The organism is Microvirga soli, assembly GCF_016734765.1.
Classification (GTDB): domain Bacteria; phylum Pseudomonadota; class Alphaproteobacteria; order Rhizobiales; family Beijerinckiaceae; genus Microvirga; species Microvirga soli.
Map to the genome: position 1 here is coordinate 26,332 of NZ_JAERQE010000033.1, position 26,455 is coordinate 52,786.

General features: G+C 61.2%; 16 protein-coding genes and 1 pseudogene. 12 read left to right on the forward strand and 5 right to left on the reverse strand.

From position 1 onward, the window contains the following. Nucleotides 1-47 precede the first annotated feature (47 nt). From JKL45_RS21710 to JKL45_RS21730, 5 genes are all read left to right on the forward strand, one after another. Nucleotides 48-1,238, forward strand: a complete 1,191-nt coding sequence (locus tag JKL45_RS21710; protein ID WP_201863667.1) for an alpha/beta hydrolase-fold protein — start codon at nt 48-50, stop codon at nt 1,236-1,238. A 43-nt stretch (nt 1,239-1,281) separates the two neighbouring features. Then, nucleotides 1,282-2,538 carry an ATP-grasp domain-containing protein gene (locus tag JKL45_RS21715; RefSeq protein ID WP_201863668.1) on the forward strand — a complete coding sequence of 419 codons (1,257 nt, stop codon included), beginning with the start codon at nt 1,282-1,284 and terminating at the stop codon, nt 2,536-2,538. Further along, entirely contained in the window at nt 2,519-3,253 is a 735-nt protein-coding gene (locus tag JKL45_RS21720) for an esterase family protein (protein WP_201863669.1), read from the forward strand. Before JKL45_RS21715 ends, JKL45_RS21720 begins: the two co-directional genes overlap by 20 nt. 18 nt (nt 3,254-3,271) lie before the next feature. Then, on the forward strand, nt 3,272-4,072 hold the full coding sequence (locus tag JKL45_RS30705) for an ATP-grasp domain-containing protein (RefSeq protein WP_201863670.1): 801 nt from the start codon (nt 3,272-3,274) through the stop codon (nt 4,070-4,072). Between the two features lie 180 nt (nt 4,073-4,252). Beyond that, nucleotides 4,253-4,486, forward strand: coding sequence for a hypothetical protein (locus JKL45_RS21730; protein ID WP_201863671.1), 234 nt, complete (start codon nt 4,253-4,255; stop codon nt 4,484-4,486). A gap of 373 nt (nt 4,487-4,859) precedes the next feature. On the opposite strand, the gene JKL45_RS21735 is transcribed toward JKL45_RS21730, so the two are convergent. The 3 genes from JKL45_RS21735 to JKL45_RS21745 all read right to left on the reverse strand — a co-directional run bounded on the left by JKL45_RS21735 (nt 4,860) and on the right by JKL45_RS21745 (nt 8,448). Continuing rightward, a complete protein-coding gene (locus JKL45_RS21735; protein ID WP_201863672.1) occupies nt 4,860-5,978 on the reverse strand; it encodes an ABC-type transport auxiliary lipoprotein family protein in 1,119 nt (372 codons plus the stop codon). A gap of 43 nt (nt 5,979-6,021) precedes the next feature. Continuing rightward, entirely contained in the window at nt 6,022-6,558 is a 537-nt protein-coding gene (locus tag JKL45_RS21740) for a hypothetical protein (RefSeq protein ID WP_246498778.1), read from the reverse strand. A gap of 516 nt (nt 6,559-7,074) precedes the next feature. Next, entirely contained in the window at nt 7,075-8,448 is a 1,374-nt protein-coding gene (locus JKL45_RS21745; protein WP_201863674.1) for an aminotransferase-like domain-containing protein, read from the reverse strand. 168 nt (nt 8,449-8,616) lie between these two features. On the opposite strand from JKL45_RS21745, the gene dctP reads away from it, so the two are divergent. The 6 genes from dctP (at nt 8,617) to JKL45_RS21775 (ending at nt 14,919) form a co-directional block, all read left to right on the forward strand. Next, complete coding sequence (gene dctP / locus JKL45_RS21750) at nt 8,617-9,651, forward strand: TRAP transporter substrate-binding protein DctP (RefSeq protein WP_201863675.1); 1,035 nt, start codon at nt 8,617-8,619, stop codon at nt 9,649-9,651. A 70-nt stretch (nt 9,652-9,721) separates the two neighbouring features. Continuing rightward, nucleotides 9,722-10,249, forward strand: coding sequence for a TRAP transporter small permease subunit (locus JKL45_RS21755; protein WP_201863676.1), 528 nt, complete (start codon nt 9,722-9,724; stop codon nt 10,247-10,249). Further along, nucleotides 10,246-11,559 (forward strand): TRAP transporter large permease, encoded by a 1,314-nt coding sequence (locus tag JKL45_RS21760; protein ID WP_201863677.1) that lies wholly within the window; start codon nt 10,246-10,248, stop codon nt 11,557-11,559. Before JKL45_RS21755 ends, JKL45_RS21760 begins: the two co-directional genes overlap by 4 nt. A 15-nt stretch (nt 11,560-11,574) precedes the next feature. Next, nucleotides 11,575-12,864 (forward strand): hydroxymethylglutaryl-CoA reductase, degradative, encoded by a 1,290-nt coding sequence (locus JKL45_RS21765; RefSeq protein WP_201863678.1) that lies wholly within the window; start codon nt 11,575-11,577, stop codon nt 12,862-12,864. A 3-nt stretch (nt 12,865-12,867) separates the two neighbouring features. Next, nucleotides 12,868-13,761: a hydroxymethylglutaryl-CoA lyase gene (locus tag JKL45_RS21770; RefSeq protein ID WP_201863679.1), complete on the forward strand. Its 894-nt coding sequence runs from the start codon at nt 12,868-12,870 to the stop codon at nt 13,759-13,761. A gap of 207 nt (nt 13,762-13,968) precedes the next feature. Next, the gene (locus JKL45_RS21775; RefSeq protein ID WP_201863680.1) at nt 13,969-14,919 is read left to right on the forward strand and encodes an IS630 family transposase; all 951 of its coding nucleotides are present in this window, start codon (nt 13,969-13,971) and stop codon (nt 14,917-14,919) included. 170 nt (nt 14,920-15,089) lie between these two features. Here JKL45_RS21775 and JKL45_RS21780 read toward each other — a convergent pair whose 3' ends face one another. Together JKL45_RS21780 and JKL45_RS21785 are read right to left on the reverse strand one after the other, a co-directional pair. Next, on the reverse strand, nt 15,090-21,284 hold the full coding sequence (locus tag JKL45_RS21780) for a tandem-95 repeat protein (protein WP_201863682.1): 6,195 nt from the start codon (nt 21,282-21,284) through the stop codon (nt 15,090-15,092). Nucleotides 21,285-21,328: 44 nt separating this feature from the next. Further along, a complete protein-coding gene (locus JKL45_RS21785; RefSeq protein ID WP_201863684.1) occupies nt 21,329-25,225 on the reverse strand; it encodes a SwmB domain-containing protein in 3,897 nt (1,298 codons plus the stop codon). 463 nt (nt 25,226-25,688) lie between these two features. Here JKL45_RS21785 and JKL45_RS21790 point away from each other — a divergent pair. Beyond that, nucleotides 25,689-26,372: pseudogene (locus JKL45_RS21790) on the forward strand (PHP domain-containing protein); the annotation flags it as partial. Between the last annotated feature and the right edge of the window lie 83 nt (nt 26,373-26,455).

Sequence of the window (26,455 nt, forward strand, 5' to 3'; positions counted from 1 at the left end):
GATAATATCCCGTTGTGATCTCCTCATCGAGCAGGTTAGCAGGTTACATGAACGTTCACCTGAGCCAGCCTGGGTTCGGCGGGGCCGATCGAGCATCGCCGGCACGGCAGCATGCGCAGATCGCGGAGCTGCTCGCCAACGGCCAGCCCACACCCGCGGCCATTGACGACTTCCTGGCGAACCACCAGTTTCCGCTTGTCGAGCCAGGGGCGGTGACCTTCGTCTGGCGGGGCGGAGCAGACCATGTTGATCTCCTGCGGTGGATTCACGCTGGTGAACGCGCCCACTTCGAGCCGGTGTCGGGGACCAACCTTTGGCTGCTGCGCCTGCCTGCCACAGACCGTGGCCGGTTCGAGTACAAGCTGGCGATCGGGCGGCACGGTGGCGAGGAATGGATCCTGGATCCGCTCAACCCGGCGCGGGCCCGCGATCCGTTTGGTGAGAATTCGGAGTGCCGGACCTATGGCTACACACGCCCCGAGTGGAGCGAGCCGCGTGGGGCTCCCGCCGGGCGCATCGAAGCCGTGGAGGTTGGGAGCGCTGCGTTTGGTGAGCGCCGCGAAGAGCGAGTCTATTTACCTGCCGGCTATGCGGCGGAACGACCTTACCCCCTGGTCATCATTCATGACGGCCAGGATTTCGTCTCCTACGCTGACCTTTCCGTTTCGCTCGACAACCTGATCGAGGCGGGCGACATTCCACCCGTTGTGGCGGCGCTGGTTCAGACCCGCGACCGGATGGGCGAATACACCCGTGGGCGCAGGCATGCGCGCTACCTTGTGCGAGAGCTCTTGCCGGTTCTTCAGAGCCGCTACCGGATCTCGGAGGAACCCGAGGATCGGGTCGTTATGGGCGCGAGCCTCGGGGCCGTAGCCTCGCTTTCAACTGCCTTCCGCTACCCTGGCGTTTTTGGCGGACTGGTGCTGCAGTCCGGATCCTTCATCCTTGACGAGCGCAAGCTCGAGCACCGGCCCCACCCAGTCTTCCACCGCATCGCGCGCCTTGTGCGGGCCCTGCGGCGGGCGCCGCAGGTGCCCGGAGCCCGTGCTTTCATCTCGACCGGCGAGCTTGAAGGACTGGCCGAGGAGAACCAGGCTCTTGCTAATTTCTTGAGCGAACGCGGCATCAACGTTCTCTTTAAGAGTGCCTGGGACGGGCACCACTGGCACAACTGGCGCGATCAACTGCGCGACGGGCTGATGTGGGTGCTGCGCCGGCAGCAGGAACAAGAGCGCTAACGGCCGCGTTTGCCCTTCCTGACCCCCCAATGGGAGGGAGGAGATGGGCGAACGTACCGTCAACATCGGCTTGTCGCTGGGCGCCGATATCTGCTGGCCGATCTGCTACGAGAGTTTACTAGAGGGCCTGAAGCTCGATTTCGAGCACGGCGACGACCGACTGCGCTTCCACTGCGAAAGAGTGACGATTGAGCCCTTCAACCTGCAGCAGCCGGTGAAGTATGATGTCGTCATCGACCGCCTGACGCACTGGTACTCGACCAGCCGTGAGTGGATCAAGAAGGCGATCGTGCTCAACGATCTCTACGTCTACAACAATCCCTGGTCCTTGCAGTCGAACGAGAAGCACACCTCCTACTGTGCGATGATGCGTCTCGGCCTGCCGGTGCCGGAGACCTGGCTGCTGCCGCCCAAGGCCTATGACGCGACCGACGATCTTGAAGCAACCCTGAGGCAGTATGCCCGCATGTTCTCGCTCGAGGAGATCGGGGCCAAGATCGGCTATCCTTTCTTCATGAAGCCTTATCATGGCGGCGGCTGGAAGGGGGTGACCAAGATCGATGATCTTGCAGGCTTCCAGAAGGCCTACGACGCCAGCGGCACCGAGGTGATGAACCTGCAGGCCGCGGCCCTACCTTATGACTGGTTCGTGCGCTGCATCGGGCTGGGGCCACAACTGCGGAAGGTGAACTACGATCCCTCTGCCGCGCTGCACGACCGCTACCGCATGGATATCGGCTTCCTGCCCCCCGAGGACGCGTCGGTGCTCGAGGACATGACGCTCACCATCAACGCCTTCTTTGGCTGGGACTTCAACTCGTGCGAGGCATTGGCGCGCCACGGGGTCTGGCATCCCATCGATTTCGCCAATGCCTGCCCGGACAGCCAGGTGACGTCGCTTCACTACCACTTCCCCTGGCTGATCAAGGCAAACCTGCGCTGGTCGATCTTCTGTGCCGCGACCGGGCGCAAGATGCGCCGGAACCTCGACTGGGAGCCGTTTTACGCCGTTGCCGACCGCGACCTCGAGCCCCGTGAGCGGCTGCGGGAGTACGCCCGCATCGCGCACGATCGATTCGAAACTGAACGGTTCCGCGATTTCTGCCGCACCCGGCTCGGCCACCTCGACGCGTTGGCCTATGACTTCTTCGGCTCGGAGCGCATGCGCAATGCGATCCACCAGAAGGTGAGCGCACTCTTCCCGGCGCACGAGGTCGAGGAGTTCACCGAACTGTTCTGGCACCGCATTCAGCTATGGCGGGAACAGGAGGGCGCGCGCGGTGATCAAGACGGGTTCTAGGTGGTATTCACCGCGGCTAGAGCAGGAGATTACGCTGATCCGTTGGGGCCATTGGGGCCAGCCGGTTTTGCTCTTTCCGACCGCGGGCGGCGATGCCGAGGAGCCAGAGCGGATGGGGCTGATCGGCGCGATCGGGCCGATGATCGAAGCCGGCCGCATCAAAGTCTATTGCTGCGATAGCATCGCCGGGCGCGCGCTTGCGGCGAAGTGGGGCTCGGTCGAGTACCGCTGTTGGCTGCTGAACCAGTTTGAGGACTATGTGGCCCATGAGGCCGTACCGGCAATCCGTGCCGATTGTCGTGACGGTAGCATTGAGGTGGTCACAGCCGGCGCTTCGATCGGTGCCTTCAAGGCAGTCGCGATGACCTGCCGTTATCCGTGGCTCTTTCGCGCCGCGATCGCGATGAGCGGCACCTACGATCTCGAGCGCCTGCTCGGCTTCCAGGGGACTCCGGATTACTACTTCTCGGCGCCGATCTGCTTTATGCCCAGTCTTGGACAAGGTCCAATCCTTGATGCACTAAGGCAACGCTTTATTCTGATGGCAACCGGCCAGGGTCGCTGGGAGAATCCTGACGAGGCTTGGCGCATGGCGCATCTGCTCGGCGGCAGGGGCGTGCCGAACCGGGTCGATGTCTGGGGCTCCGCCTACGATCACGACTGGCCGACCTGGCAGCAGATGCTGCCCGTCTATCTCAACCAACTGATACCGTGACGCAGGCGCAATATAAACGTGCTCTTCATCGAGCCCGCCTTCCCGGCCAATCAGCGCGAGTTCGCGCGCGCCCTCGCGTCGATCGGCGCCCACGTGTTGGGTATCGGGGAGCGGCCCTACGATTGGATTGATGACGAGGCCAAAGGCTGGCTCGGCGGCTATCAGCAGATCGCCTCCGTGACGGACGAGAGTGCGCTCGAATGGGCGGTGCGCAACGCACAGAGCCGCATGTGGATTGACCGGCTCGAAGCGACGGTCGAGGCGCATATTCTCCCGGCAGCTCATGTGCGCGAGCGCTGCACGATCCCGGGCATCTCGGCACGAACCGCCTATCTCTGTCGTGACAAGGTGGCGATGAAAGAGGTGCTCCGACATGCGGGCGTTCCGACTTCCACATCAGCCGGCGTATCGAGTACGCCAGAGGCGCGTGATTTCACCGATGCAGTTGGTTTCCCAGTGATCATCAAACCGCGAGCGGCTGCCGGCGCTTTGGGCACGTTTTGTGCTGGGAACCCGGAGGAGCTTGAAGCCGCAGCGCGGGCAAGCGGCCTTGCCGACGGTGCGACGGTGGCGATCGAGGAGTTCATCGAGGGGCACGAAGGCTTCTACGATACACTCACCATCGAAGGCCGCATCGCACATGACTTCATCAGCCATTACTTCCCGAATGTGCTCGAAGCGATGCGCGCCCGCTGGATCTCACCTCAGATTATCGCCACAAACCGGATGGACGCCCTCGCCTATGCGGAGGTCAAGGAAATGGGGCGGCAGGTGGTTAAATCGCTCGGTATTGGCACCGCGGCCACTCACATGGAGTGATTCTTTGGGCCCAAGGGCCCGAAGTTTTCTGAGATTGGCTGCCGGCCGCCAGGTGTCGGGCAGTGGGATAGCTACAGCGTCGGCAACGAGCTCGATCTTTACCGCGAATGGGCTCTGGCAGTCTGCCATCATCGCACCGATTATGCGCCCTCGCGCCGCTATGCCTGCGGCATTATTGCGTTGCGGCCTGATCGTGACGGGCGCATTGCAGGCTATGCGGGAGCCGACGAGATGTTCCGCAGCTATGGCGACTTGGTGGTCGGCCATGATTTCCTGACACCCGGCACGCCGACGCAGCCCGTAGAGGCCGGCTACATGGCTAATGCCTGGATGCGGCTGCGCCACCCCGACTTTGACGTGCTCCATGGCATCCTGAACGAGATCGGCGAGCGGGTGCAGGTACGCGCCCATTGACCAAGTCATTGGCTTATGCGGCCGCTCTTCGGCGGAGAACGCTTTGCGGGCCGAGTGCCAAACCCCGTCCAATGAGCAAAGGATGTTCGCAATCGGGGGGCATGGCTGCTGATCTTCAGCCACAACAGCGAAGGTCTGAAACGGGTCATTCTCTGCTGATCCCCTGCCCTTCGCGAGCGTCAGCTTTGGCTGAGTTGGCTGACTTCCGCCTAACTTCTCAGATGTGCCTGGAGCGGCCATTCCGGAGCATTCAGTAGGACTTGCCGAGTCAGCCTCAATGGCTGCCACATCACCCTTGTTGCTCTGCTGGAAGAGGACAGGCGACCGGGTATTGTCGCCGAGGCGCTGATGGTGCCGCATCACACCAGGCCCTTCAAATTAGGCTCGACACCCAAAGCACCAGGTCGGTCGCGGCCTTGCCGAAAGCCTCATTCAGACCTGCGGCCGCCGCTGCCGCATCCGTGGCCTGAACCGGGACACTTGCGTGCACGATGCGCGAGCCGACGAGCCGGCCGTCTCCAGCCAGGATCTTCGCCGAGAACGCCACATCAGCTCTCGGCTCGGGCAGCAGCTCCACCTGAAAGCTGCGGATGTCGATCAGGAGCTGGTAATCAGCCGTGAGGCCTTCTGTAGGACGTGCGACAGCCTGAGGATAGTTTGCATTCTCGAAGCTGTGGATAATCTTGGCTTGCAGAAGCTTCGGTAGGCTGTCGCTCCACTGCGCATCGAACCCGCCGCTTTCTTCCACCTGCGGCCGCACGAGGATCTTTTGTGTGTCGAACAGCACGAGCGCGATTGGCTCGGGAACAACCAACTGACCGCTCGCAACCTTGTCGATGGGTGGGAAGGCATGTGGCGCCGACAGGTCGTAGATCCTGGCGGGTGCTTTGGCAGCCCCTCCGCCACCGAGGCGCTCAATGGCCTCCAGGATCCCGTCGAGGCGACTGGAATTGCGCGCGAGGGCGGCGGAGAAAGTGCTGAGATTGGCCAGGATGCCATGCAGCGGCTCCGCATTGTCGGCAATCAGAGTATCCAGGCGCCGCAAGGCTCCCCGCGCCGTCTGGCTCAGGTCTTGGCTCGTAGCCGGATCTGCCTTCAGAACAGGTGCGCCGTCCGTTGAGCTGGGGCGCGGCGCGGTGGGCGTGCCGCCTTGGAGGGTGATGGACGGTGCGCCCATGAGGCCCTGGGATACGAGGCCGGCCTGGGTGTCACTCCTGATGGGCGTGCTGCGGTCAAGGGAAAGTGTGGCGATCACCTGGTTGGGATCATCCGGGTTGAGCCGCAGTTCGGTGACCTCCCCGACCGCAATGCCGTTGAACAAGACCGGCGAGCCGGGCAGCACCCCCGTAACAGGGCTCTCGAACACGACCTGATAGGTTTCACGGTCGCTGAACCCGCCGGCGCTGCGAAGCCAGTACACAAAGCCAAAGGCGGCCGCGATCACACAGAGTGTGAACAGTCCGATCAGGGAATACCGTGCCTGCGTCTCCATATTTGCGCCTTCGCAGAACTCCTGTGGCCATTGAACATCCCGGCTACCGCGCCCTGACCATGGTGACGGACACCTGCGACAACTCGGTGCCTTGGGAACGAATGCTCACCGCCTGCCGTGTGCCTTGAGGGGCCATGGCAATCCCGGCTGAGAAGCCGGGCCCCTCGGCCACGGCGTCTATCCGTCCGGCCGAGACTCGGCCGGAGATCCTCCCTTGCATGTTGCGGGTGGTTTCCATCCAAAGGCCAGTGACACGCCCTCCCTCGGCGGTGATGTCTGTCCTGAGCTCAAAGGTGTAGCTGTCGCTCGTGCAGCGGAGGTTCTGCCGAAGGTTGGTGCCGGCGGATGCCACCGCATAGGTGGCCTGACAGCGAAGGCGTTCGGTGGTGCCGTTCGACAGGGCTATCGTGCCGCTGCCTGACCACGATCCGGCAAAGCCCCCAAAGGGACTAGACGAGGTGGCCTGGGTCTGCGCATGGGCCAGCACTCCACCCAGCAGGAACACCAGCGTGCCAAGAAGCAGATGGCGGGCCTGCGAAAGGGCGGTTGCCAGTCCCGCTGGCATAATTCCCACTGACATTGTTAGGCGCCTATGGCATCCAGGCGGCACCGGCCCAGCGTAGCGCCAATCGGGCGAATTTGCGATGCGGCACTCGGGCTTCCTGAGCGGCTTGGGTCAGATGGAAAAAGTGGCGCCTAGGCGGTTGCTGCCCCCTCTCCGCCTTCGAGTACTCCAATCCTTTCTGCCCGTAGGGCTAAGGCTAACATCCGGAGTGGGTCGATGCCGTTGAAAAACTCGGCCGGTCGACCTGCTGGGTGCTTGGCTCTCGCTTCGGTTGTGTCGCAAACTCAGTTTCTACTTGTCTATACTGGCGTGCTCGCACTGGCCGGCTGGCGTAGGATCAACGACATAGTTCTGCCGCTATCGCCGCGACTGCCGCTAGAAACTGTCTATACTTCGAGTTTGCGACAGAACCGGGAAATTTCGCGGCGGAGCATCCTCCAGCACGAATTTCCTCATAGGTGCTGATTGATCCAGTCCACGCTTGAATAGCATCGGCCCGACACTCTAAAGTCCGACGCTCTAAACTGTGGATCACGGTCGGTTGGCCAAGTATTGTCTCATAAACTCCAGGAACCGTATGTCATCGGCATAGGCGATGTTGATCCGCATCATCGGAGCAAGGGTTGTCTTCTCAGGTGTAAAGAGAGATCCTGCCGCGATGAAGATACTCTGTTCTGCGGCCTTCTTCACCAAGTCACGGTCGTCCACTCCCGGCGGCAACTGTCCCCAAAGATAGTACCCGCCGCTCGGAGTAATTGGAATCTCGATGCCGATCTCCTTCAGGTGGGCAATCGCTAACTCGGTTGCTGTCGCAACGCGGGCTTTAAGCCTCCGCAAATGGCGCAGGTATTGGCTGCTTGCGATGATGTTGTAGACGATCCTCTCCACGAATTCCGAAGTGCTCGTGATCGTCACCATCTTCAAGTCGCATAGTGTTTTTGCGAGCGACGGTTCCGCCGCTATGTACCCAACCCGTAGGCTGGCCGACAGGGTTTTCGAGAAGGTGCCGACATAGATGACCCGCCTCAACTGATCCAAGGCAGCGAGGCGAGCGCTGGATGAAGGCAGGATGTCCGCGAAAGGATCGTCCTCCACCACTTGGAAGCCGTGGCTTTCGGCAACCTGCAGCAGGCGATGGGCGGAGGCTAGGGACAGGGAGCCACTGGTCGGGTTGTGGGCAAGCGATTGCGTAAAGAACACCTTCGGCTTGAAGGCTGCAGCTTTTGCCGCAAGATCGTCCACGTCCGGACCGTCGCTCAGGCGGCGGACGCCGACGATGTTGACTCTCAAGAGCCTGAGCTTTGCAAAGAGCGGATAATATCCTGGATCGTCGACCAGCGCCGTATCGCCCGGCTGCAAAAGGCGGCGCGCAATCAGGTCGAGGGCATGATTGGCCCCATGCGTCAGAACAATCTGGTCAAGAGATACCTGGATCGAGCGCTCCGCCAGAGCCAGCGCTACGCGTTCCCTGAGAGGAGCAAAGCCCTGAGGCGTCCCATAACCATGCTCGCTTTCCCCGCCCGACACGTTGAGGTGGCGCATGGAGTTGCCAATGTCGAAGCGCTCCGTCCATGAGGCCGGCGGGCGTCCGTCCCCAACGCGTACGGCGTAGTGCTGAACGAGTTGTTCCTCCAGGAGTGACACGAAATCGACCGCCTCCACCACATGGGGCGGCCTCTCCATTGCCGATGGCCGCTTCGTTTGGGCTACATAGTAACCGGAGCCCTGCTTGGCGGTCAGATATCCCAGCGCCACGAGGCGGTCATAGGCTTCCACCATTGTGTTCTTGGACACACCATACTCGATGCCGCCGGCTCGTACGGAGGATACGCGCTGGCCGGGTTTGAGAATGTCGCTGTCGACGAGGCGAATGATTCTTTCGACAACACTTTCAACGCGGGTCATCACCTAACCATCCCGTGAGCCATGCCAGACCGTACCAGATAGAAGCTTGGTACAGTGACATCGACTATCCTACCAACTGTCACTTGAACTGTCCCAAAGTGTCATAGATCATTGTTTGGTCAAGAAGGGTACTGACAAGACCCTCATTCAAGCAAATGGGAGAACGCCATGACTTCACTCAATCGCCGCAATATCTGCAAGACGTTGGGGCTCGGTCTCGCGTTGGGGCTCGGTCTCGCGACATCGTCCTTCGCACAGGAAGCCGTGACCTGGCGCATGCAATCGCTGTGGGATCCGGGAACCACGCCCCAGAAGTTCGAGGAGCGTTTCGTCCAGCGTGTGAGCGAACTGACGAACGGACGCTTCAAGATTGAGTTGTTCGCGGCAGGCCAGATTGTTCCGGCCGCTCAGATGTTCGACGCAGTGCGCGGCGGCGCCTTCCAGATGATGAAGACCTTCGACGGCTATGAGGCCGGCAAGATCCCGGCCTTCGCCTTTACCAGCACGGTGCCGTTCGGATTCCCCGAGCCGGAGCAGTATGAGGCATGGTTCTACGAGGGAGGCGGTCTCCAGATGGCCAAGGAGGCCTATGCGCCCGCAGGCCTCTTCTACATCGCTCCCACCGTCTACGGTCAGGAGCCCATCCACTCCAAGGTGGCGATTACCAAGATTTCCGATCTTGCCGGCAAGAAGGGCCGCTTCGTGGGTCTGGCGTCGTCCGTGATGGGCGCCTTCGGCGTCAGCGTTAGCCCGATCGCAACGGCAGAAGTCTATTCGGCCCTCGACAAGGGCGTAGTGGATATCGCCGACCGTGGCGACTTGACGGCGAACTACGAGGCCGGTCTCGCAGAAGTGGCCAAGCACGTGGTGCTGCCGGGCGTCCACCAGCCCACGACGGCTACGAGCTACGTGGCCAACCGCGCCGCCTATGACCGTCTGCCCACGGAGTTCAAGACCGCCCTGGAAACAGCTGCAAAAGAGACATCCAAGGCTCTTCGCGAAAACATCCGGCAGCAGGACGCTGCCGTTCTCGCCAAATATCGTGAGAAGGGCGTGACGATCCACAACCTCGATCCCGCCGACATCCGCGAGAACCGCGCGAAGGCCGTTGAGGCCTGGAAGGCTGCGACCAAGGACAATGCTCTGGCCAAGAAGATCCTCGACAGCCAGATGGACTTCATGAAGAAGCAGGGCGTTCTTTAAACTCAGTCCTGCTCCAGGCGTCGGTTGTCCGGCGCCTGATCCTTTTCCTGACAATCTGCAGGAGTGGCTCGTGTCATCGCTCGTCGCTGCGTTCGTGGCCGGGGTGACGGCCGTCAACAAGGCGGCCTTCGCCCTCGCGGTCACACTCATTTTCGTCATTGTTCCGATCATGCTGATCGAGGTGACGATGCGCTATCTGTTTAATATGCCGACCGTCTGGGGCATGGAACTGGCAACGCTTCTCTTCGGCCCGTACTTCCTGCTCGGCGGCCCGTATGTGCTGCACTTGAGAGGTCATGTGTCAATGGACCTGCTCTACCAGCGTCTCAGCGCCCGCACGAGACGCATGGTGGATCTCGTCAACATGCCCATCATCATGGCGTTCTGTCTCATCCTGCTCTGGTACACGCTGCCGATCACGATCGACTCATTCATGTACGGCGAGACGTCCTTCTCCGCATGGAACCCACCGATCTGGTGGACGAAAGCGGCTGTTCCGATTGCGCTGTTCCTGCTTCTCGCGCAGGCATTCGCCGAGTTTCTGACGATCCTCGCCGGTAAGGTCGAGGAACCCCATCCGATGGAAGCAGGCCTATGAGCTCCACCGCAATTCTCGTTTTGATGTTTGGTGGCCTGATCCTGTTCATGCTCTCGGGCCTGCCTATCGCATTCGTTCTCGGCGGGCTCTCGCTTCTCATCACGGTGGCGCTCTGGAATGCAGACGCGGTGGTTATCATCGTGCTCCAGGTTTTCGACACGATGCGGTCGGAAGCGCTCCTTGGAATTCCGCTCTATATTTTGATGGCGGGTATTCTCTCCCGCTCCGGAGTGATCGAGCAACTCTATCGCGCCATGGAGCTGTGGTTTGGCCGGGTTCGCGGTGGCCTCGCAATTGGAACAGTCGTCATTTCCGTCATCATGGCGGCCATGACGGGCGTGGTTGGCGCCGCGGTCACGGCCATGGGCATGCTGGCCCTGCCGGAAATGCTTCGCCGCCGCTACGATCCAGGTCTTGCGACAGGCACCATCTGCGCCTCCGGAACGCTGGGTATTCTGATCCCTCCGTCCGTTCTCACCATCGTCTACGCAGTCACGGCGCAGGTCTCTATCGGCAAGATGCTGATCGCCGGAATCGTGCCAGGCCTCATGCTGGCGGTGCTCTACATCGGGTACATCCTGATGGTCGCCTGGCTTAATCCGAAAGCCGCTCCCTTGGCTGAGGATTTCAAGCCCGCACCGCTCTCGGTACGCCTTGCGGCCCTGACCTCGCTGATCCTGCCGACCCTGCTCATCGTGATGATCCTTGGATCGATTTTCTTCGGTATCGCGACGCCTACCGAAGCGGCGGCCGTCGGTGTGTTTGGAGCCTGCATCGCTGCGGCCACGCAGCGCCGCCTTACCTTGAACGCTCTATGGGGAGCCGGTGTCGACACTCTCAAGGCAACGTCGATGATCCTCTGGATTACGATCGGCGCCAAAGCCTATGTGGCGATCTTTACCGGGCTTGGCGGTGCGGACGCGCTTCTGAACTTCATCAAGGGACTTCAGATCGCGCCTTACATGATCCTGATCGTCATGATGCTGATCCTGATCTTCCTCGGCACGGTTCTCGACGAGATCGGCATCATCCTTCTGACGGTTCCCGTCTTCATTCCGATTGTGAGGCTTCTTGGCTTCGACGAGATTTGGTTTGGAGTGCTGTACGCGATCACCATTCAGATGGGCTATATCTCGCCGCCGTTCGGCTACACGCTGTTCTACATGAAGGGCACGCTACCTCCGCATCTGAATATGGGTGTCGTCTACCGCGGAATCCTTCCGTTCTGGGCGCTGCAGACCCTCGGTCTTGCCCTTGCGATGGCCTTCCCTGGCCTCATGACGATCCTTCCCCGCATCATGGACCAATAAAGCTTGGAGTTCACCATGGCTGACATGCCGAACACATCCGCCCGCTCCTCACGTATCTCCGGGTTTCACAAGATGTCGACCGCCGAGCGCCTAAAGATCGTTGCGGACTTCTGTGGCCTCGACGAGCAATCCGCCGCTTTACTGGGCAATACCGGCAATCTCGATCCGCATATTGCGGACCATATGATCGAGAACGTGGTCGGCACGATGACGATTCCGGTAGGCGTCGCAACCAACATGCGGATCGACGGCAAGGATATTCTGGTTCCTATGGCGACTGAGGAGTCCTCGGTTGTGGCTGCGGTCTGCAATGCGGCCCGGCAATGCTACGATGAAGGGGGCTTCACTACCTCCATGTCCGGCGCGCTGATGATCGCCCAGGTTCAGCTCGTGGGCGTCAGCGACCCCGAGAGCGCGCGCATCAAGATCCTTGAGCGCAAGAATGACATCAAGGAAATCTGCGATGCCTGCGATCCGGTGCTCGTGAAGTTCGGAGGCGGCTTCCGCGATCTTGAGGTCCGGGTGATTGAGAGCCGCGGCGGGCCTATGGTCATCACACATCTCATCGTGGACACCCGCGACGCGATGGGAGCCAACGCTGTGAACACTATGGCCGAGAAGCTCGCCCCGAGCATCGAGGGCTGGACCGGAGGCAAGGTTTTCCTGCGCATTCTTTCAAACTTGGCTGACCGGCGGGTGGCGCGGGCGCGGGCCGTGTGGCCCGCAGAGGCGATTGGCGGCGAAGCCGTTCGGGACGGCATTATCAGCGCCTACCATTTCGCCGAGGCCGATCCCTATCGCGCGGCCACCCATAACAAGGGCATCATGAACGGCGTCTCGGCCATCGTTCTCGCCACCGGCAACGACACCCGCGCGGTCGAAGCCGGAGCCCATGCCTATGCGGCACGCTCCGGTCGCTATACGAGCCTGACCCGCTGGGAGAAAACGGCGGAAGGACACCTTGTGGGCGTTCTCGAAATGCCCATGGCTGTCGGCCTGATCGGCGGCGCTACGAAAGTACACCCGATCGCCCGCGCGTGCCTGTCCATTCTGGGGGTGACGGCGGCCGAGGAGCTTGCCCGCATCATCGCGGCAGTCGGCCTTGCCCAGAACTTCTCGGCCTTGCGTGCGCTCGCCACCACCGGCATTCAGAAGGGCCACATGGCCCTGCATGCACAGAACGTCGCCATTATGGCGGGAGCGCTGGGCGCGGAGGTTGACGCTGTTGCCCGGGCGCTCGTGGCCGCAGGAACAGTGCGGATCGATGCGGCGGAGGCTGAGCTGGCAAAGATCAGGAACTCTTAATCGATGACGGACCAAGTGCGCCTTGTGGAAGTTGGTCCCCGGGACGGGCTCCAAAACGAGCCATCCCATCCAACGACCGAGATCAAAATCGAGCTGATCCAACGCCTGTTCGGTGCCGGTCTCCGGCACATCGAGGCGGGAGCCTTCGTGTCGCCGCGATGGGTTCCCCAGATGGCAGACAGCGCAGCCGTGATCGCCGCGCTCAAACCGCCTGCGGGCTCGGAAATCCTCGCCTTGGTTCCCAACGAGGCCGGATTGAAGCCGGCTCTAGCAAGCCAAGTCGGAACGGTTGCGGTGTTCACCGCCGCGTCCGAGACCTTCTCCCAGCGCAACACGAACTGCAGCATCGCCGAGGGTCTTACACGAATCCGCTCCGTCGTGGAGCAGGCGAAAGCAGCCAATCGGCAGGTCAGGGGCTATGTCAGCTGCGTGGTCGGCTGTCCCTATGAGGGACGGATCCCTGTCTCTTCCGTGGTCAGGGTTGCCGAGGAACTCTTCGCGATGGGGTGTGACGAGATTGCGCTGGGTGATACCAACGGAGCTGCCCGTCCCGCTGAAATCCAGGCCCTCCTGAGCGCCGTGACGGGCAGCATCCCTGTCGGGCGGATCGCGATCCATGCCCATGACACCTATGGGATGGGAATTGCAAATGTTCTAACCGCGCTCGAATACGGCGTGCGCTCGATCGATTCCTCCGTGGCCGGTCTCGGAGGATGCCCTTATGCTCCGGGAGCAACCGGCAATGTGGCAACCGAAGACGTTGTGTATCTTCTCGAAGGGCAAGGCTTAGCCACAGGCACCGATCTCGACGAGCTGACCCGCATAGGTGCATGGATCTGCAACGCTCTTGGGCGTCCTCTCGGTTCTCGGGTTGGCAAAGCTCGATTGGCAACATAACCAACATAACGACGCTTGCCAAAATCTTCATATCCGGATTGGCGTGTGCAAAAGCCGGGCTAGTCGGCTCCTTCAGCAGCTATACTCAGCTAGGGTGACATGCCCCGAACGACTAGAGCAACGGCAGTTCTGACGGAGTCGTTGGGGCTATGCGGCGTGGTGGCTTCGTGATTCACTCATCTTGACCCTCTTTGGAGGAGATGAGCGATGACGAAGTCTTACTCGCTGGATCTGCGCCGCCGGGTGGTGCGCTTTGTCGAGGCGGGGCATTCCTGTCATGAGGCAGCCCGGCATTTTGACGTCTCTGTCGCCTTTGTGGTCCGGCTCATGGCGGCCTATCGGGCCACCGGCAGTCTGGCGCCCAAGCCGGAGGGCGGCTGGCGCTACTCCAAGCTTGATCCGCATCGCGATTTCCTGCTCCAGCGTGTCGCCGAGAAGGGCGACATCACCATGCCGCAGCTCGAGGCTGAACTGGCAGCTCTTGGCACCAGGGTCACGCCCGCCTCGATCTCGCACTGGTTCCGCCGCCAAGGCTACCGCTTCAAAAAAACGCTGCGGGCCAGCGAACAAGGGCGCTCCGACGTGCGTCAGGCTCGCGAGCACTGGAATACCAAGCGCCAGCCGCGCATGCGCGAGGAGCCGCACCGGCTCGTGTTTCTCGATGAGACCGGCACCACCACCAAGATGACGCGTCTGCGTGGCCGCTGTCCCAAGGGGCAGCGCCTGTACGCCAAGGCGCCGTTCGGGCACTGGCTGAGCCAAACCTTCGTGGCGGGGCTGCGCTACTCCGGGCTGACGGCCCCGTGGGTGATTGACGGGCCGATGACCCGGCAGATCTTCGAGACCTATGTCGAGACCCAGCTCGCCCCGACCTTGTCCAAGGGAGACGTGGTGATCCTCGACAACCTGCCGGCGCACAAGAGCGAGAGGGCGGCGGAGTGCCTGAAGCAACGCGGCGCCTGGTTCCTGTTCCTGCCCCCGTACAGTCCAGACATGAACCCAATTGAGCAACTCTTCGCCAAGATCAAGGCGCACCTGCGCAAAGCCGAAGCCCGCACCTTTGACGCGCTCTGGCGAGCCATTGGCGACATCTGCGATGGGATCGAGGCTGAGGAATGCCGCAACTACTTCACCGCCGCAGGATATGGATTCGTCTGAACCGCCGTTGCTCTAGTTTCCGCAGGCAGCTAGAGCATCGTGCTGAAAATTGGACCCCTTTTTCCGGTCCCCACGATGCGCCAGTTGAAGAAGCATCGGATCGATCCCAAAAATGCAAGTACACTTATGAGTCCGATGCTTTAAAGCTTACGATGCGTTTTGAGTAAGCATCATACGATAAAGAAGTCTTTCTCCGTGAGACTTAAATTCTTCGACAGTTTGGCGAAGGCGACCTGCGCTGCTGCCCCTGTGCCGTCCGCGTCATAGTAGAGAACGCCCTTCTTGGTATTGTAGATGATGCGATCATCTTTGTCGGCCGCGCTGGCGCCGATGTGGAACGCATCTTCGTTCAGCCATCCGCGCCCACCGACCTTCTTGAAGATGGCGTTTTCCAACCTGATCGTGTCGGGCCCGACATCGAAGTGTTTGATTGTGTCGACTTGATCCCGACTGAGACGGCTGTTGAACACGAAAGTATCACGGCCGTAGCTGTCATCGAGCACATCCGCCCCTAGCCCACCGTAGATCACATCGTCGCCTCGACCTGCCGAGATGGTATCATTGCCGTCACCGCCGAGGATCGTGTCGTTGCCACTCTCTCCCACCAGGTAGTCACGGCCGGTGCCACCATCCAGACGGTCCTTTCCGGTGCCTCCGTTGAGGTGGTCGTTTCCGCCGTTGCCATAGAGGCGGTCATCGCCGCTGCTGCCGTACAGGCGGTCACGCGACGTCCCGCCCGACAGAGTGTCATTGCCGCCCCAGCCATAGAGCATGCTGCCGTTGTCAGTGGCATATATCCTGTTGGCCAACCCATTGCCGTAGCCATAGGTGGCATTTCCGGTCAGAACGAGGTTTTCGACGTGCGTGTTTTCCAGCAGATAGCTGACCGAACTCCGGACCGTATCGATGCCCTCATCCCGGCGCTCGATAACACGATCGCTCGCCATATCGACGGTGTAGGTGTCGTTACCGACCCCACCGATAAGAACGTCGACGCCTGTGCCGCCATCTAACCGGTCGTCGCCGATACCGCTGGAGACTGTGTCGTTGCCCTCATCGCCAAAGAGTGAATCGTTGCCACCCTCGGATCCAACGTAATCGTCGCCAGCGCCGCCATGCAGGATGTCGTCGTCAGCACCGAGCACGATCGACTGATTGGCGGCATCGCCGTAGACCACCTGTGACCCGGAGCCCCCGGTCACACGAACGTTGCCGATGATCGTTGCGAAGGCAACATCGTGGAGCTCGATTACTGTTCCGGCGGACAGTCCGCGTGCGTCGATGACGAGTGCAGGCGCGGGAGCATCCGCGTCCTTGCTGCCGCTGATGACGATCGGAACGCCGGAGGTCACGCCGCCCTGCGTGGCAACGATGGTTTGCACGAGGAGCGGCCTGTCGGTAGGCAACGCGGCGAGGAAGCCTGCCCCACCGCTCGTCAGAGATGCCTGATCGGCTGAACCGACTGATGTGTGGGCCGTAATCTCGCGGATCAGGTCCGAAAGGGACGATCCGGCCGTCTTCGGAGCCGCAAAGCCCGACGCGGTCAGGCCGATGCCGACTCCGAGTTGGACGGTAAGCAGGTTACGTCCTCCCGTCGTCACCAGCGGGATGTCGGCGTAGCCGGCGCTGCCGTCGGTCTCAGTCCGTCCAGCGGTCACGATCGGGATCGTCACCACTTGCGATGCCGTGCCGTCACCGTTGTCAGTGACCGTCCGGATGACATCCACGCCGTCGATCATTTCTGCGTCGCGGGTTCCGGTGACCGTGATCGCCACGGTCCTTTCGGTGCCATCGGTTGAACGAACCTTGAACGCGTCCTGCTTCATCTCGCCTTCGCGCAGGGCCTGAACAGCAGTGCTTCCGTTGTCGAGCACGTAGGTCCAGGCTCCCGTCAGATGATCAAGAGAGAAAGTGCCGTAGGTGCCCTTCACGTCGGCCATGGACTGGAACCCGGCTTCGCCCGGCTCGATATCGCTGATCGTCAGGATACCGGATGCGGTTGAGTTGCCGTCTTCAGTCACTGATCCGGCAAGGTCGCCCCAAATGGCAGCCGGATCGTTCACGGGGATCACGTCGATGCGCACTTGGTATTGCGCGGACGTATCGGCGCCGTTGTTCGCAGTTCCGCCGTTGTCCTTCACCCGGAACGTGAACCCGCTGTACTGGGAGCCGGCAGTGCTCTCGTTTGAGACCGGCGTGAACACCAGCTTGCCGGCGAGAATATCTGCAAGGCTGATCTCCTGCCCTGAGGTGACCGCCACGCCGTCTATCCTCAGGCTGCCCTGGTCCGGAAGCACGTCGATAATGACGGACTCGAACAAGCTCGGCGCGTTGGCATCAGTCAGGTCGGCGAACGCGAAGTCGGACGCCTTGAACGTGTAGGAGCCGTCCTCCGGCAGTGTTACGGTGCGATCCGCCGATGTCGGAGCATCATTGACCGGAGCAACGATGATATCGAACTCGGCCTCGTCAATCAGCGCACCTCCGACTCCCGTGTTGCCGTTGTCGTTGATCGACACGTGCACCTTGATCGCTCCGTTCACATTGGCGGGAGCCTGGAACCCGACAGCGCCAGTTGCGAAGAAGGCATTGACGTCGGCTATAGTCCCCGTGAGGACCAAAGCGTCTGTTCCGCTTCCCGAGGCATTCACCCCGTTTGCGGACGATGCGGCAAGAACACCGCTCGCGGCAGTTACGGTGACCGTGACAAGCCCCGAACCGGCATCGATGTCCGAGACCGCAATTCCGGTCAGGATGGCATGCATGTCCTCGTAGGCATCGACCGATACCGGAACGGTCAGCTCAGGGGCATCATTGGCCGGCTCGACGGTGACGGACAGGAAAGTAGGGAACGTGCTGAACGCGTTCGTGGTGGTGGTTGCCTTGGTCCCATTGGTGCCCTCGGTCATATCCCATGCCTTGAAGTGCAGGCTGCGGGTATCTCCTGAGAAGCCGGCGTTCGGCTGGAAGTAGACCCGTCCACCCTCTTCGGCGATAAGCAACGCGTTAAAACTGAGTGTGCTGCCCATGGACTGCCAAGTCACGCCGTCGTCGATTGAAAACCACCAGCGGCCTGTTCCGCCGGTGCTCGACTCGACCACCGCGATGCCGCGGGCAACGCCGTCGATATCTGAGAAGGTACCGAGCAGGTCCGTTACCGCCATGCCTACCTGGCCCGAGGGCGCCGCGGCATTTTCGGCAACTGTCATGCTGGGTCGCGACGACCCAATCACGGGAGCATCATTGACGGGCGTGACGCTGACGGTCGCCATCGCGGGAGTGCCGCCCAGACCCGCATCGGACGCGCTTACGCTTGCCTGCACCAGGAAGGTTCCGGCCGTAGTGGAGTTCGCGGACGGGGTGAACTTAAGCCCGGCCTGAGCCTGCGCTCCGGTGATGAATGCACCGTTCGTGACGGCGGTCACGCCATCGCTAAGGTACAGGGTGCCTCCGGTGATCCCGGTGACCTTGAAATGGGTCACCTCGGCTCCGTCGAGCGCGTTCCGGGAGATGACGATGACGCCGCTCTGGGTGTCTTCTGCGGTCGTGACGTTTGTGACTGTGGGGGTGTCGGCAACGGCGGTGACGTTGAAGGAGACACTGCCGGTCGTTGACTTCGGATCGGCGACCCCGTTCGTGGTGCCGTCGTCCTGCACGGTGTACTTGAAGGAGGCTGGGCCGTGGTAGTCCGGGGCCGGGGTGAACACGAGCGTGTTGCCTACAATCTCGACCGTTCCGCCAACGGCATCGAAGATGTCGGTAATCTTCAGGGTCTGGCCGCTCTCGCCGCCCCCGGAGCCATCGTTCGCGAGCACGTCCGCGAGCTGGATGACGATCGCGCCTACGTCCTCAGCAAAGGAGGACAGCGTGTCATCTGTCGCGACGGGAGTGTCGTTGACCTCGCTTACCGTAACCGTGGTCGGAGTTGTCGAACTGAGCGCGCTGCCGTCCGTTCCGACCGAGGCCTGTACCTCGAACCCGAAGCCTGTTGTGCCATGCGCGTCGGCGGCCGGCTTGAACTTCAATCCGGCAACTCCCTCCGAGACGGTGATGAACTGCCCTTCGGACACCAGGGTGACACCGTCGTTGAGGTACAGCGTGCCCCCCGTGATGCCCGTAATCTTGAAATGGGTCGCGGCCGGGCCGATCACCGCTGGCTGGATGACGAGACCAGATGTCGTCCCGTCCTCCGTGGCGGTGGCGGGACTCACGGCCGGGACATGTGGAGGAGGGTTTTCCGTTGTGAAATTGAACAGGGTGAGTGTGGAGTTCGGCGTCACGTAGTTTCCGGCGGTGTCCATGAACACTTTGCCGCCCCACGTCACGGCGATGTTCTTTCCTGCCGGCAAGGTGTCGGAGGGGTCGATCACGATCGCGTTGGAGCCCCAGCCGCTCACGCGTGGTGAGTTGTGAGGGATCGTTTCCACGACTGTGCTGTCGGTCACATTGTAAAGGACGATCCAGCCGTCGGTGCCGAGTTGGACAGACTCGTCGAAGCGAAGGACGATGCTGCTGTCCCGGGACGTTCCCGTCCCGTTGTCGGATGGCGTCGAGGCAGCAATGTCAACGGCAGGTGCCGTCGTGTCGATGGTCACCGTTACGCCTGTTGACGCAGGGCCGAGGTTGCCCGCTGCATCTTGCGCCAGCGCGGTGATTTGGTGGCTCCCCTGGGCCAGACCGGCCGCCGTGATTGACCAGTTACCGGAACCGTCGGCAGTGACGCTGCCCACTTGGACGGCACCTGCATAGAGGCGGACGGTCGCCCCTGGTTCGGCTGTGCCGGTGAACGTCGGCGTCGTGTCGTTGGTGAGGTTGTCGGAGTTGGAATGTCCCGTATCGCTGCCAGCCACTAGGTCTGGCGCCGACGGGACCGCCGGCGGCTTCGTGTCGAACGTCAGGCTGGGTGTCGAGCCCCCGCCGCCAACGTTCCCGGCCTGATCCCCATAGCTGCCGGATACGACCGTGATGCTGGCCGGGCTGGAATCGGTGTTGGCGGCTGGGGTAAAGATGGCAGTGCGTATCAGTCCGGTGCCTGATATCGCGCTCAGCGTGCCTCCGGTGACCGCGATGTCGCCGCTGGAGCCATTCCAAGTAAAGGTAGCGCCCGGATCCTCGCTGAATGTGAACGTGATGGTGGCTGTCTCTCCAGCCTTCAGTGACGATCTGTTGGAGGAGATCGCGAGCGTCGGCGCAGTCCGGTCGAGGGTGATGCTCAGCGCCGTGCTGGGTGCGCTGGTTACCATTCCGCTGGAGGCTGTCGTCTGGGCGTAGACGTTGTAGGAGCCGTCGGCGAGCCCGCTGGTCGGCAGATTTCCGACAGTCCAGAGGCCGTTGGTCATCACCGTCGTGGCGGTTGCATCGATGCCGGCATCATAGACACCGTTGCCGTTCCTATCGATGAACACCCGCACCGTGCTGCTGCTGTCACCGACAGCGCCGGAGCCGCTCAACGACAGCGTCGATGCGCTGGTGACATTGTCGGTAGCACTGACACCGCTATCGGTCCCAGCAGCGAGGTTGGGGGCACTCGGCCGGGCGGGATTCACCTGGACGGTGATGGTGCGGGTGACCGTGCTGAAACCGTCGAATACCTGGACTGTGAAGCTGTCCGTGCCGGTGAAGCCTTCCGTCGGTGTATAGGTGATGACGCCGCCGGGCTTAATGTTGCCACCGCCGCTGCTCGCTGTGGCGCCTGAAATGCTGAGGGTGCCGTGGCTTGGGGCACTCTGCTGCGACCACGTCAGAGTCTGGCCACTGTCAGGGTCGCTGACATGCAGCAGCGCGGTGATATCGACCGCACCACCGTTCTGATTGAGGTTGATCGAGTTTGATCCCACGAAGACGGGAGCGGCATTGGGCGCCGTCGCATTCGCAATCGTGAAGCTATCGAAGGTCAGATTGGAGACAGGGAACAGCCACTGCCCATTATACGGCTCGGCCTGAACCCGGACATCGAACTTGGTGATGCCGGTGAACTGTGAGTAGTTCGGCAGGATATCGTAACCGAGCGAGTCTTTTAGGTTGTGAAACGTTGTGGTGACTTGAGTGCCATTGAGCTTATAACCAGTGATAGTGACCAGGAAGGAGCCATTCAACGCGGGCTCAGATCCGGAAAACTCGGGGAAATTGAGCCCCGTCAAGTCGAAGTTGCGCAGGTTGAGGTTATCCGCCGCCACCGTCAGCGTCGCGTCCTTCGTGCTGGTGGCCTCATCGGCAGTCGAGTCGAAGTAGATGCCGTAAGGGTCGTCGTTGCTGATGAGAACAAAGGTGCTGCTGAGCGTAAAGCCAGGAATGAAATTGCCGACGCCCATCGACGGTGTCACGTCTTGCAGCCCATTGGCCGGTATGTTCTGTGTGGTCATCATGTTGCCCCTGGTTGTTGAGCCCCCTTTGAGGCTTTCTGTGATCTTCAGATGATCTGGAAGTCGTCGACTGTAAGCAAAAGGTGCTTGTCCAACTTAGCAAACTGCACCTGTGCCGCTCCGCCAACACCATCCTTGTCGTAGTAGAGCGCACCTTTCGCCACGTCGAAGATGATGCGGTCCTCTGCATCCATGGCGTGTCTGGCGACACAAAAAGCATCGCGGTCGAGAGAACCTGTACCACCGACCTTCTTGAAGATAGCGTTCTCCAGGCGGACCGTGTCGTTCTTCGCATCGAAGGACCGGATGGAGTCCACCTCGCCTCTGCCGATCCTGGTATCGAACACGAACACGTCCCGGCCATAGCTGCCGTAAAGAACGTCGGCTCCCCTCTCGCCATAGATCACATCGTTGCCGGAGCCACCGCTGATCGTATCATGGCCGTCACCGCCCTTCAGGACGTCATTACCACCCTCGCCGGCGAGGTAGTCGCGGCCTGTGCTACCGTCGAGGCGATCCTTGCCGCTGCCCCCGTACAGGCGATCGTTTCCGCCGTTGCCGTAGAGACGATCATCGCCGCTGCTGCCGTAAAGGCGGTCGCGCGACGCGCCACCGTACAGGGTGTCGTTGCCGCCCCATCCGTAGAGCATGCTCCCACCGCCGGAGGCCTGCATCTTGTTGGAAAGGCCATTACCGTAGCCGGACGCTGCAGTGCCGGTGAGCACGAGGTTCTCGATGTTGCCGTTCGACAAGACGAAGCTCACCGAGCTCTGGACCGTGTCGGTGCCCTCGCCTCGGTACTCAACCACCGTGTCACTGCGCATGTCGACATAGTAGGTGTCATTACCAGCGCCGCCGTACATGATGTCGATGCCGGTGCCGCCGTCGAGAGTGTCGTTGCCGATACCGCCCGAAACGGTGTCGTTGCCTTCGTCACCGTGGAGCTCGTCATTGCCCGCGAGGGAGCCGACGTAATCGTCCCCTCCTCCGCCATGGATTGTATCGTCGTCGGCGCCCATGACGATACGCTGGCTGGCGTTGTCCGCCACGATGAACTGGGCGCCATTGCCTCCGTAGATCTCGGCCGATCCCTTGAGGGCAATGAACCCGATGTCGTTCACCTGCACCTTGCGCCTGATGCCGTCGGAGGAGGCATCCAAGACCATGACGTTCGCGTAGGTGGACATGCCATTAAGGAGAGTGTCCCTATCGGCGAAGCCCGTCAGCTTGACTTCCGACACTGCATTGAGAAGGCCATTCTGGATGGCAGCCTCGACGTACTTGGATGCCCAATCCGAGATGCTCGAGCCGATGTCACCGAAGCTCGAACGACCGATTACGGGGCTGCTGAGATCGAAATTGAGGGCCTTCGCCAGGATGATCGCGAAGTCTTGCCTGCTGATGTTGCCCAAGGGGTCGAACATCTCGGCGTTCAGCCCGGCTCCCGTGGCCAGTTGGGCAAGAATGGCGGCTTTGCCTTCAATGGTATTCAGTTCGATGTCGGCGAACGCTGCGCTACCGGTGTCATTCACTCGGCCCGGCTGGACAGGCTGCACCAGGATGGACTTGGTCCGGATGCCGTCATTCCCCCTACTCACGGTCTCGACGACCTCGACGCCATCGACCAGGTTGCCCGTCGTTGCGTTGGCGACGGTAACACCCGTGAACGATGCCGCGTCATTGCCGGCCACGTCCTGGATGGCCTTCGCGTCATTGCCCGAAGTCGGATCGACGTAGGAAACGGCAACCGACTGCCCCTTGGTGACAGGGGAAGCGAGTTGCAGCGTCATGCCCTGCCCGGCCGAAGTTCCGGAAACGCCGGAGACGGCCACGGCATTGCCGTCGACGAGAACCACGAAGGCCGAGGATGGCGGGAGATTGGTGAGGTCAAGAGCCTCGGAGAAGTTCAGCGACAGCGTCGAGCCGTTGACCGAGGCGCTGACCAGGTCGGGACGGGTCAGGTCGAAGCGGTCGTTATCCTGGACGATGGGCTGGTTGTAGAAGTTGCTCAGGTTCTGGGCGCCGTCGATGAGCGAGATCCCGACGTTGATGTCCTCCCCGGGAAGGCTGGGTCCGGTGAGTTCCGTGACGGTGAATTTGGCCGTGTAGGTGGTGTCGTTCACCTTCACGAGGCCCGTCAGGGCGTACGGTCCTACGTGGCTGTTGGGACCGAGGGAATACGTGTCGGCATCCGCATCGACGGTGATGGTCACAGTCACCACCTCGCCGAGCGCCATGGGCTTGTTCGGGATCGAGACGCCCGTGACAACCGGCTTTTGACTATCTGCCGTCAAATTGGTCACGGGGAGATCGACGAAGCCTGGGCTGTCGTTGCCAGCCACATCCTGAACTGCGTCTCCGTCATCGGAGGACGTCGGATCCTCGTAGATCACCTCAACCGACTGCCCCTTGGTGACAGGTGAATCAAGGGTGATCACCACTGTCCTGCCGTCGGCCCCGAACACACGGTTCGCGATCGCCACGATCTGGCTGTCGACCTTTACGATGAAGCCGCTGATCAAGGCATTGGCACCTCCCCAGACGCTCATGTCCTCGCTGTAGGTCAGAACGAGCGAGGAACCGTCAATAGATGCGGAGATCACGGTCGGCGCGACGCCGTCGATGACGATCGCTTTGTTGGCCCCGAGTGACCCGGCGGTTCCGGGGTGGGCTAGGGTCAGGCTGGCGTTGTTACCGACCGCATCACGGATGGCGCCGCCATTGAGCTGTAGCGCAGTCGAGGAGGCGTATTCGAGATCGAGCGAGAGGTCGCCGGTCCCTACGGTGTAGGTGAATGCAAGCATACTCGAACCCGAGCCGCTGACGTAAGTGGCAGGCACCTCGTATCCACCGATCTTGAGCATGAGTTGCGGCGTGCCGGAGACGGTGACCGCCTCGCTGAACGAAACAGTGACGGTGATCGTGTCGCCTATGGCGTACACGCCGTTGGCCGTCAGGCTGCTGACACCCGTTACCTGAGGCGCGATGCCGTCGACCGAGTAGGACTGCCCGGAGGTATAGCCCGTGGTGATGGCGTTGTTATTGGCGTCCTGGATGCCCGTGCCTGTCCCCTTGAGATCGAGGCGAATGTCTCCCGCTCCGGACACGTCCGAGACCGTGACCGTATAGCTGGTGCTGTCGCTGGTCGACACGGACGTGATCGTTCCCGTGGCCGAACCGGTCATAGACAGGCTAAAGTCGTCAGCAGTGACGCCTATCACAGCTTCGTTGAAGGTGACCGTGTACGTCAGGGTATTCCCATTCGTGAGGGCCGGATTGTTGCCGGAACGGACGATGGAGACGACGGACGGAGGCGTGGTGTCGGGCACCGAGGCCGGCTCAAGGTCGATGTTGTCGAGGGCGATCGTGGTGAAGGTAGCAAAGTTGCCCTCGATCAAGATCGAGTCGATGTTGCCCCAGCCGGAGGCGTCGAACGTCAGCCTCGCCTTGATGCTGGCGTCGTCTGAACCGTTCTTTCCGACGAAACGGTCAGACACGCCGACGGAACCGAAGCCTGAGGAGCCCATGGAAAGGTCGACGTTGTCACTAACGACCTCCAGGCCGTCCTTGTAGCCCGCGATCCGCACCGACTGGGCGCCGTTAAACATGCCACTCATCGTATTGTAGACGAAGGAGACCATGTCAAAGGAGGCGAGGCGGAACGAGGAACCGTCGGCAGAGGAGACCGCGAACCTGTTGACCCCGTCATCCATGTTGCCATTGAAGATGGCGACGTTGCTGTCGAGCCCCACGGGTATGTACAGGTCTTTGGCTGGCCACACGGTGGTCCAGGGGTTTACTCCCCCGGTCTGGGCGAACGTCAGTCCGCCGAAGGTAAAGGACGATTGTAGGGAGCCGTCGCTGACCGGGGCCGCCTCGAAGTTCTGGTCCGCGGGAGCGGTGGCGTTGGTCGAGTACGACGGAACAGTAGAGTCGGTGGTCATTGGCGCCCCATGCAAAAGATTGGGAAAAAGCCCCAGAGGACTTCTCCTTTTAGATTCAGTCGCTTACAAGCGGAGCCCCTTCTTGGCTCCACCTGGCCCGCGAAGTGTCAGATCGCCCTGATAGCATAATATTCCGCTAGGGAATTGCCCGAGCATCTCTTGGAATTGCCTAGATGTCTCAATTTTCAGCGGAATTGACGATTTCTGGCTTTGTGTGGCTGGCCAGTGACGCCCGCTGGATCATCCCTTGAGGTGCGCTGATCTAAAGAGATCGATTTTCCTGGCTCATTTCCGCTGCTGAACTACTGGAAACTGGTCTTCTTGCGCTAGCAAAGAGGCCGCCCAGCTGCCGCCTGCTCTGTGGAAAACGCGGACAAGTCACAGAGGGCCAAGGGATCGGTTTGCGGCTAATGTTCCCGTTATGTTCTAGATAGGCGGCGAGTTTTGAGGAACGAGTCGTTTTATGTATGCCGAGTTGCAGGTGACCACCCATTTTTCGTTCCTACGGGGAGCCTCAAGCCCGGCTGAGCTTTTTGAGCAAGCCAAACTGCTCGGCATTCAAGCTCTCGGGATCACCGATCGCAATTCGTTGGCAGGGGTCGTTCGAGCCTATGAGGCTTCGAGGGAGACGGGCGTGCGCCTCGTTGTTGGCTGCCGTCTTGACCTCACCGATGGCACCTCGTTGCTGGTGTACCCAACCGACCGGGCTGCCTATTCCCGGCTATGCCGGCTGCTCAGCATCGGCAAAAGCCGGGGCGGCAAAGGCAAGTGCTTCCTGACTTGGGATGACTTAGTCACCTGGAACGAAGGCCTACTGGAAATCCTGCTTGGCGACGAACCCAGTGATGAACTGAAGGGCAATCTGTCTCGGCTGAAAGAAACGTTTGGGAGCAGAGGCTATATGGCGCTGATCCGACGGTTTGCGCCGAATGAACACCTGAGACTTTATTATATCGAGCAGGCGGCCCAGGCCGCGAAGGTGCCGACGGTCGCCGTGGGTGACGTTCTGTACCATCATCCGGATCGTCGGCGTCTGCAGGACGTGGTGAGCTGTATCCGGCAAGGCTGCACGATCGATGAGGCCGGCTCCCGCCTCGAGCGTCATGCGGATCGCTACCTCAAGGATCCCATCGAGATGGCCCGTCTTTCGAACGGTGATGTCACATTAACTGACGCGGGGTGCATCGAGGGCAACTCGGCTGCATAACCGGCTCAAGCGATGAGGCCTGC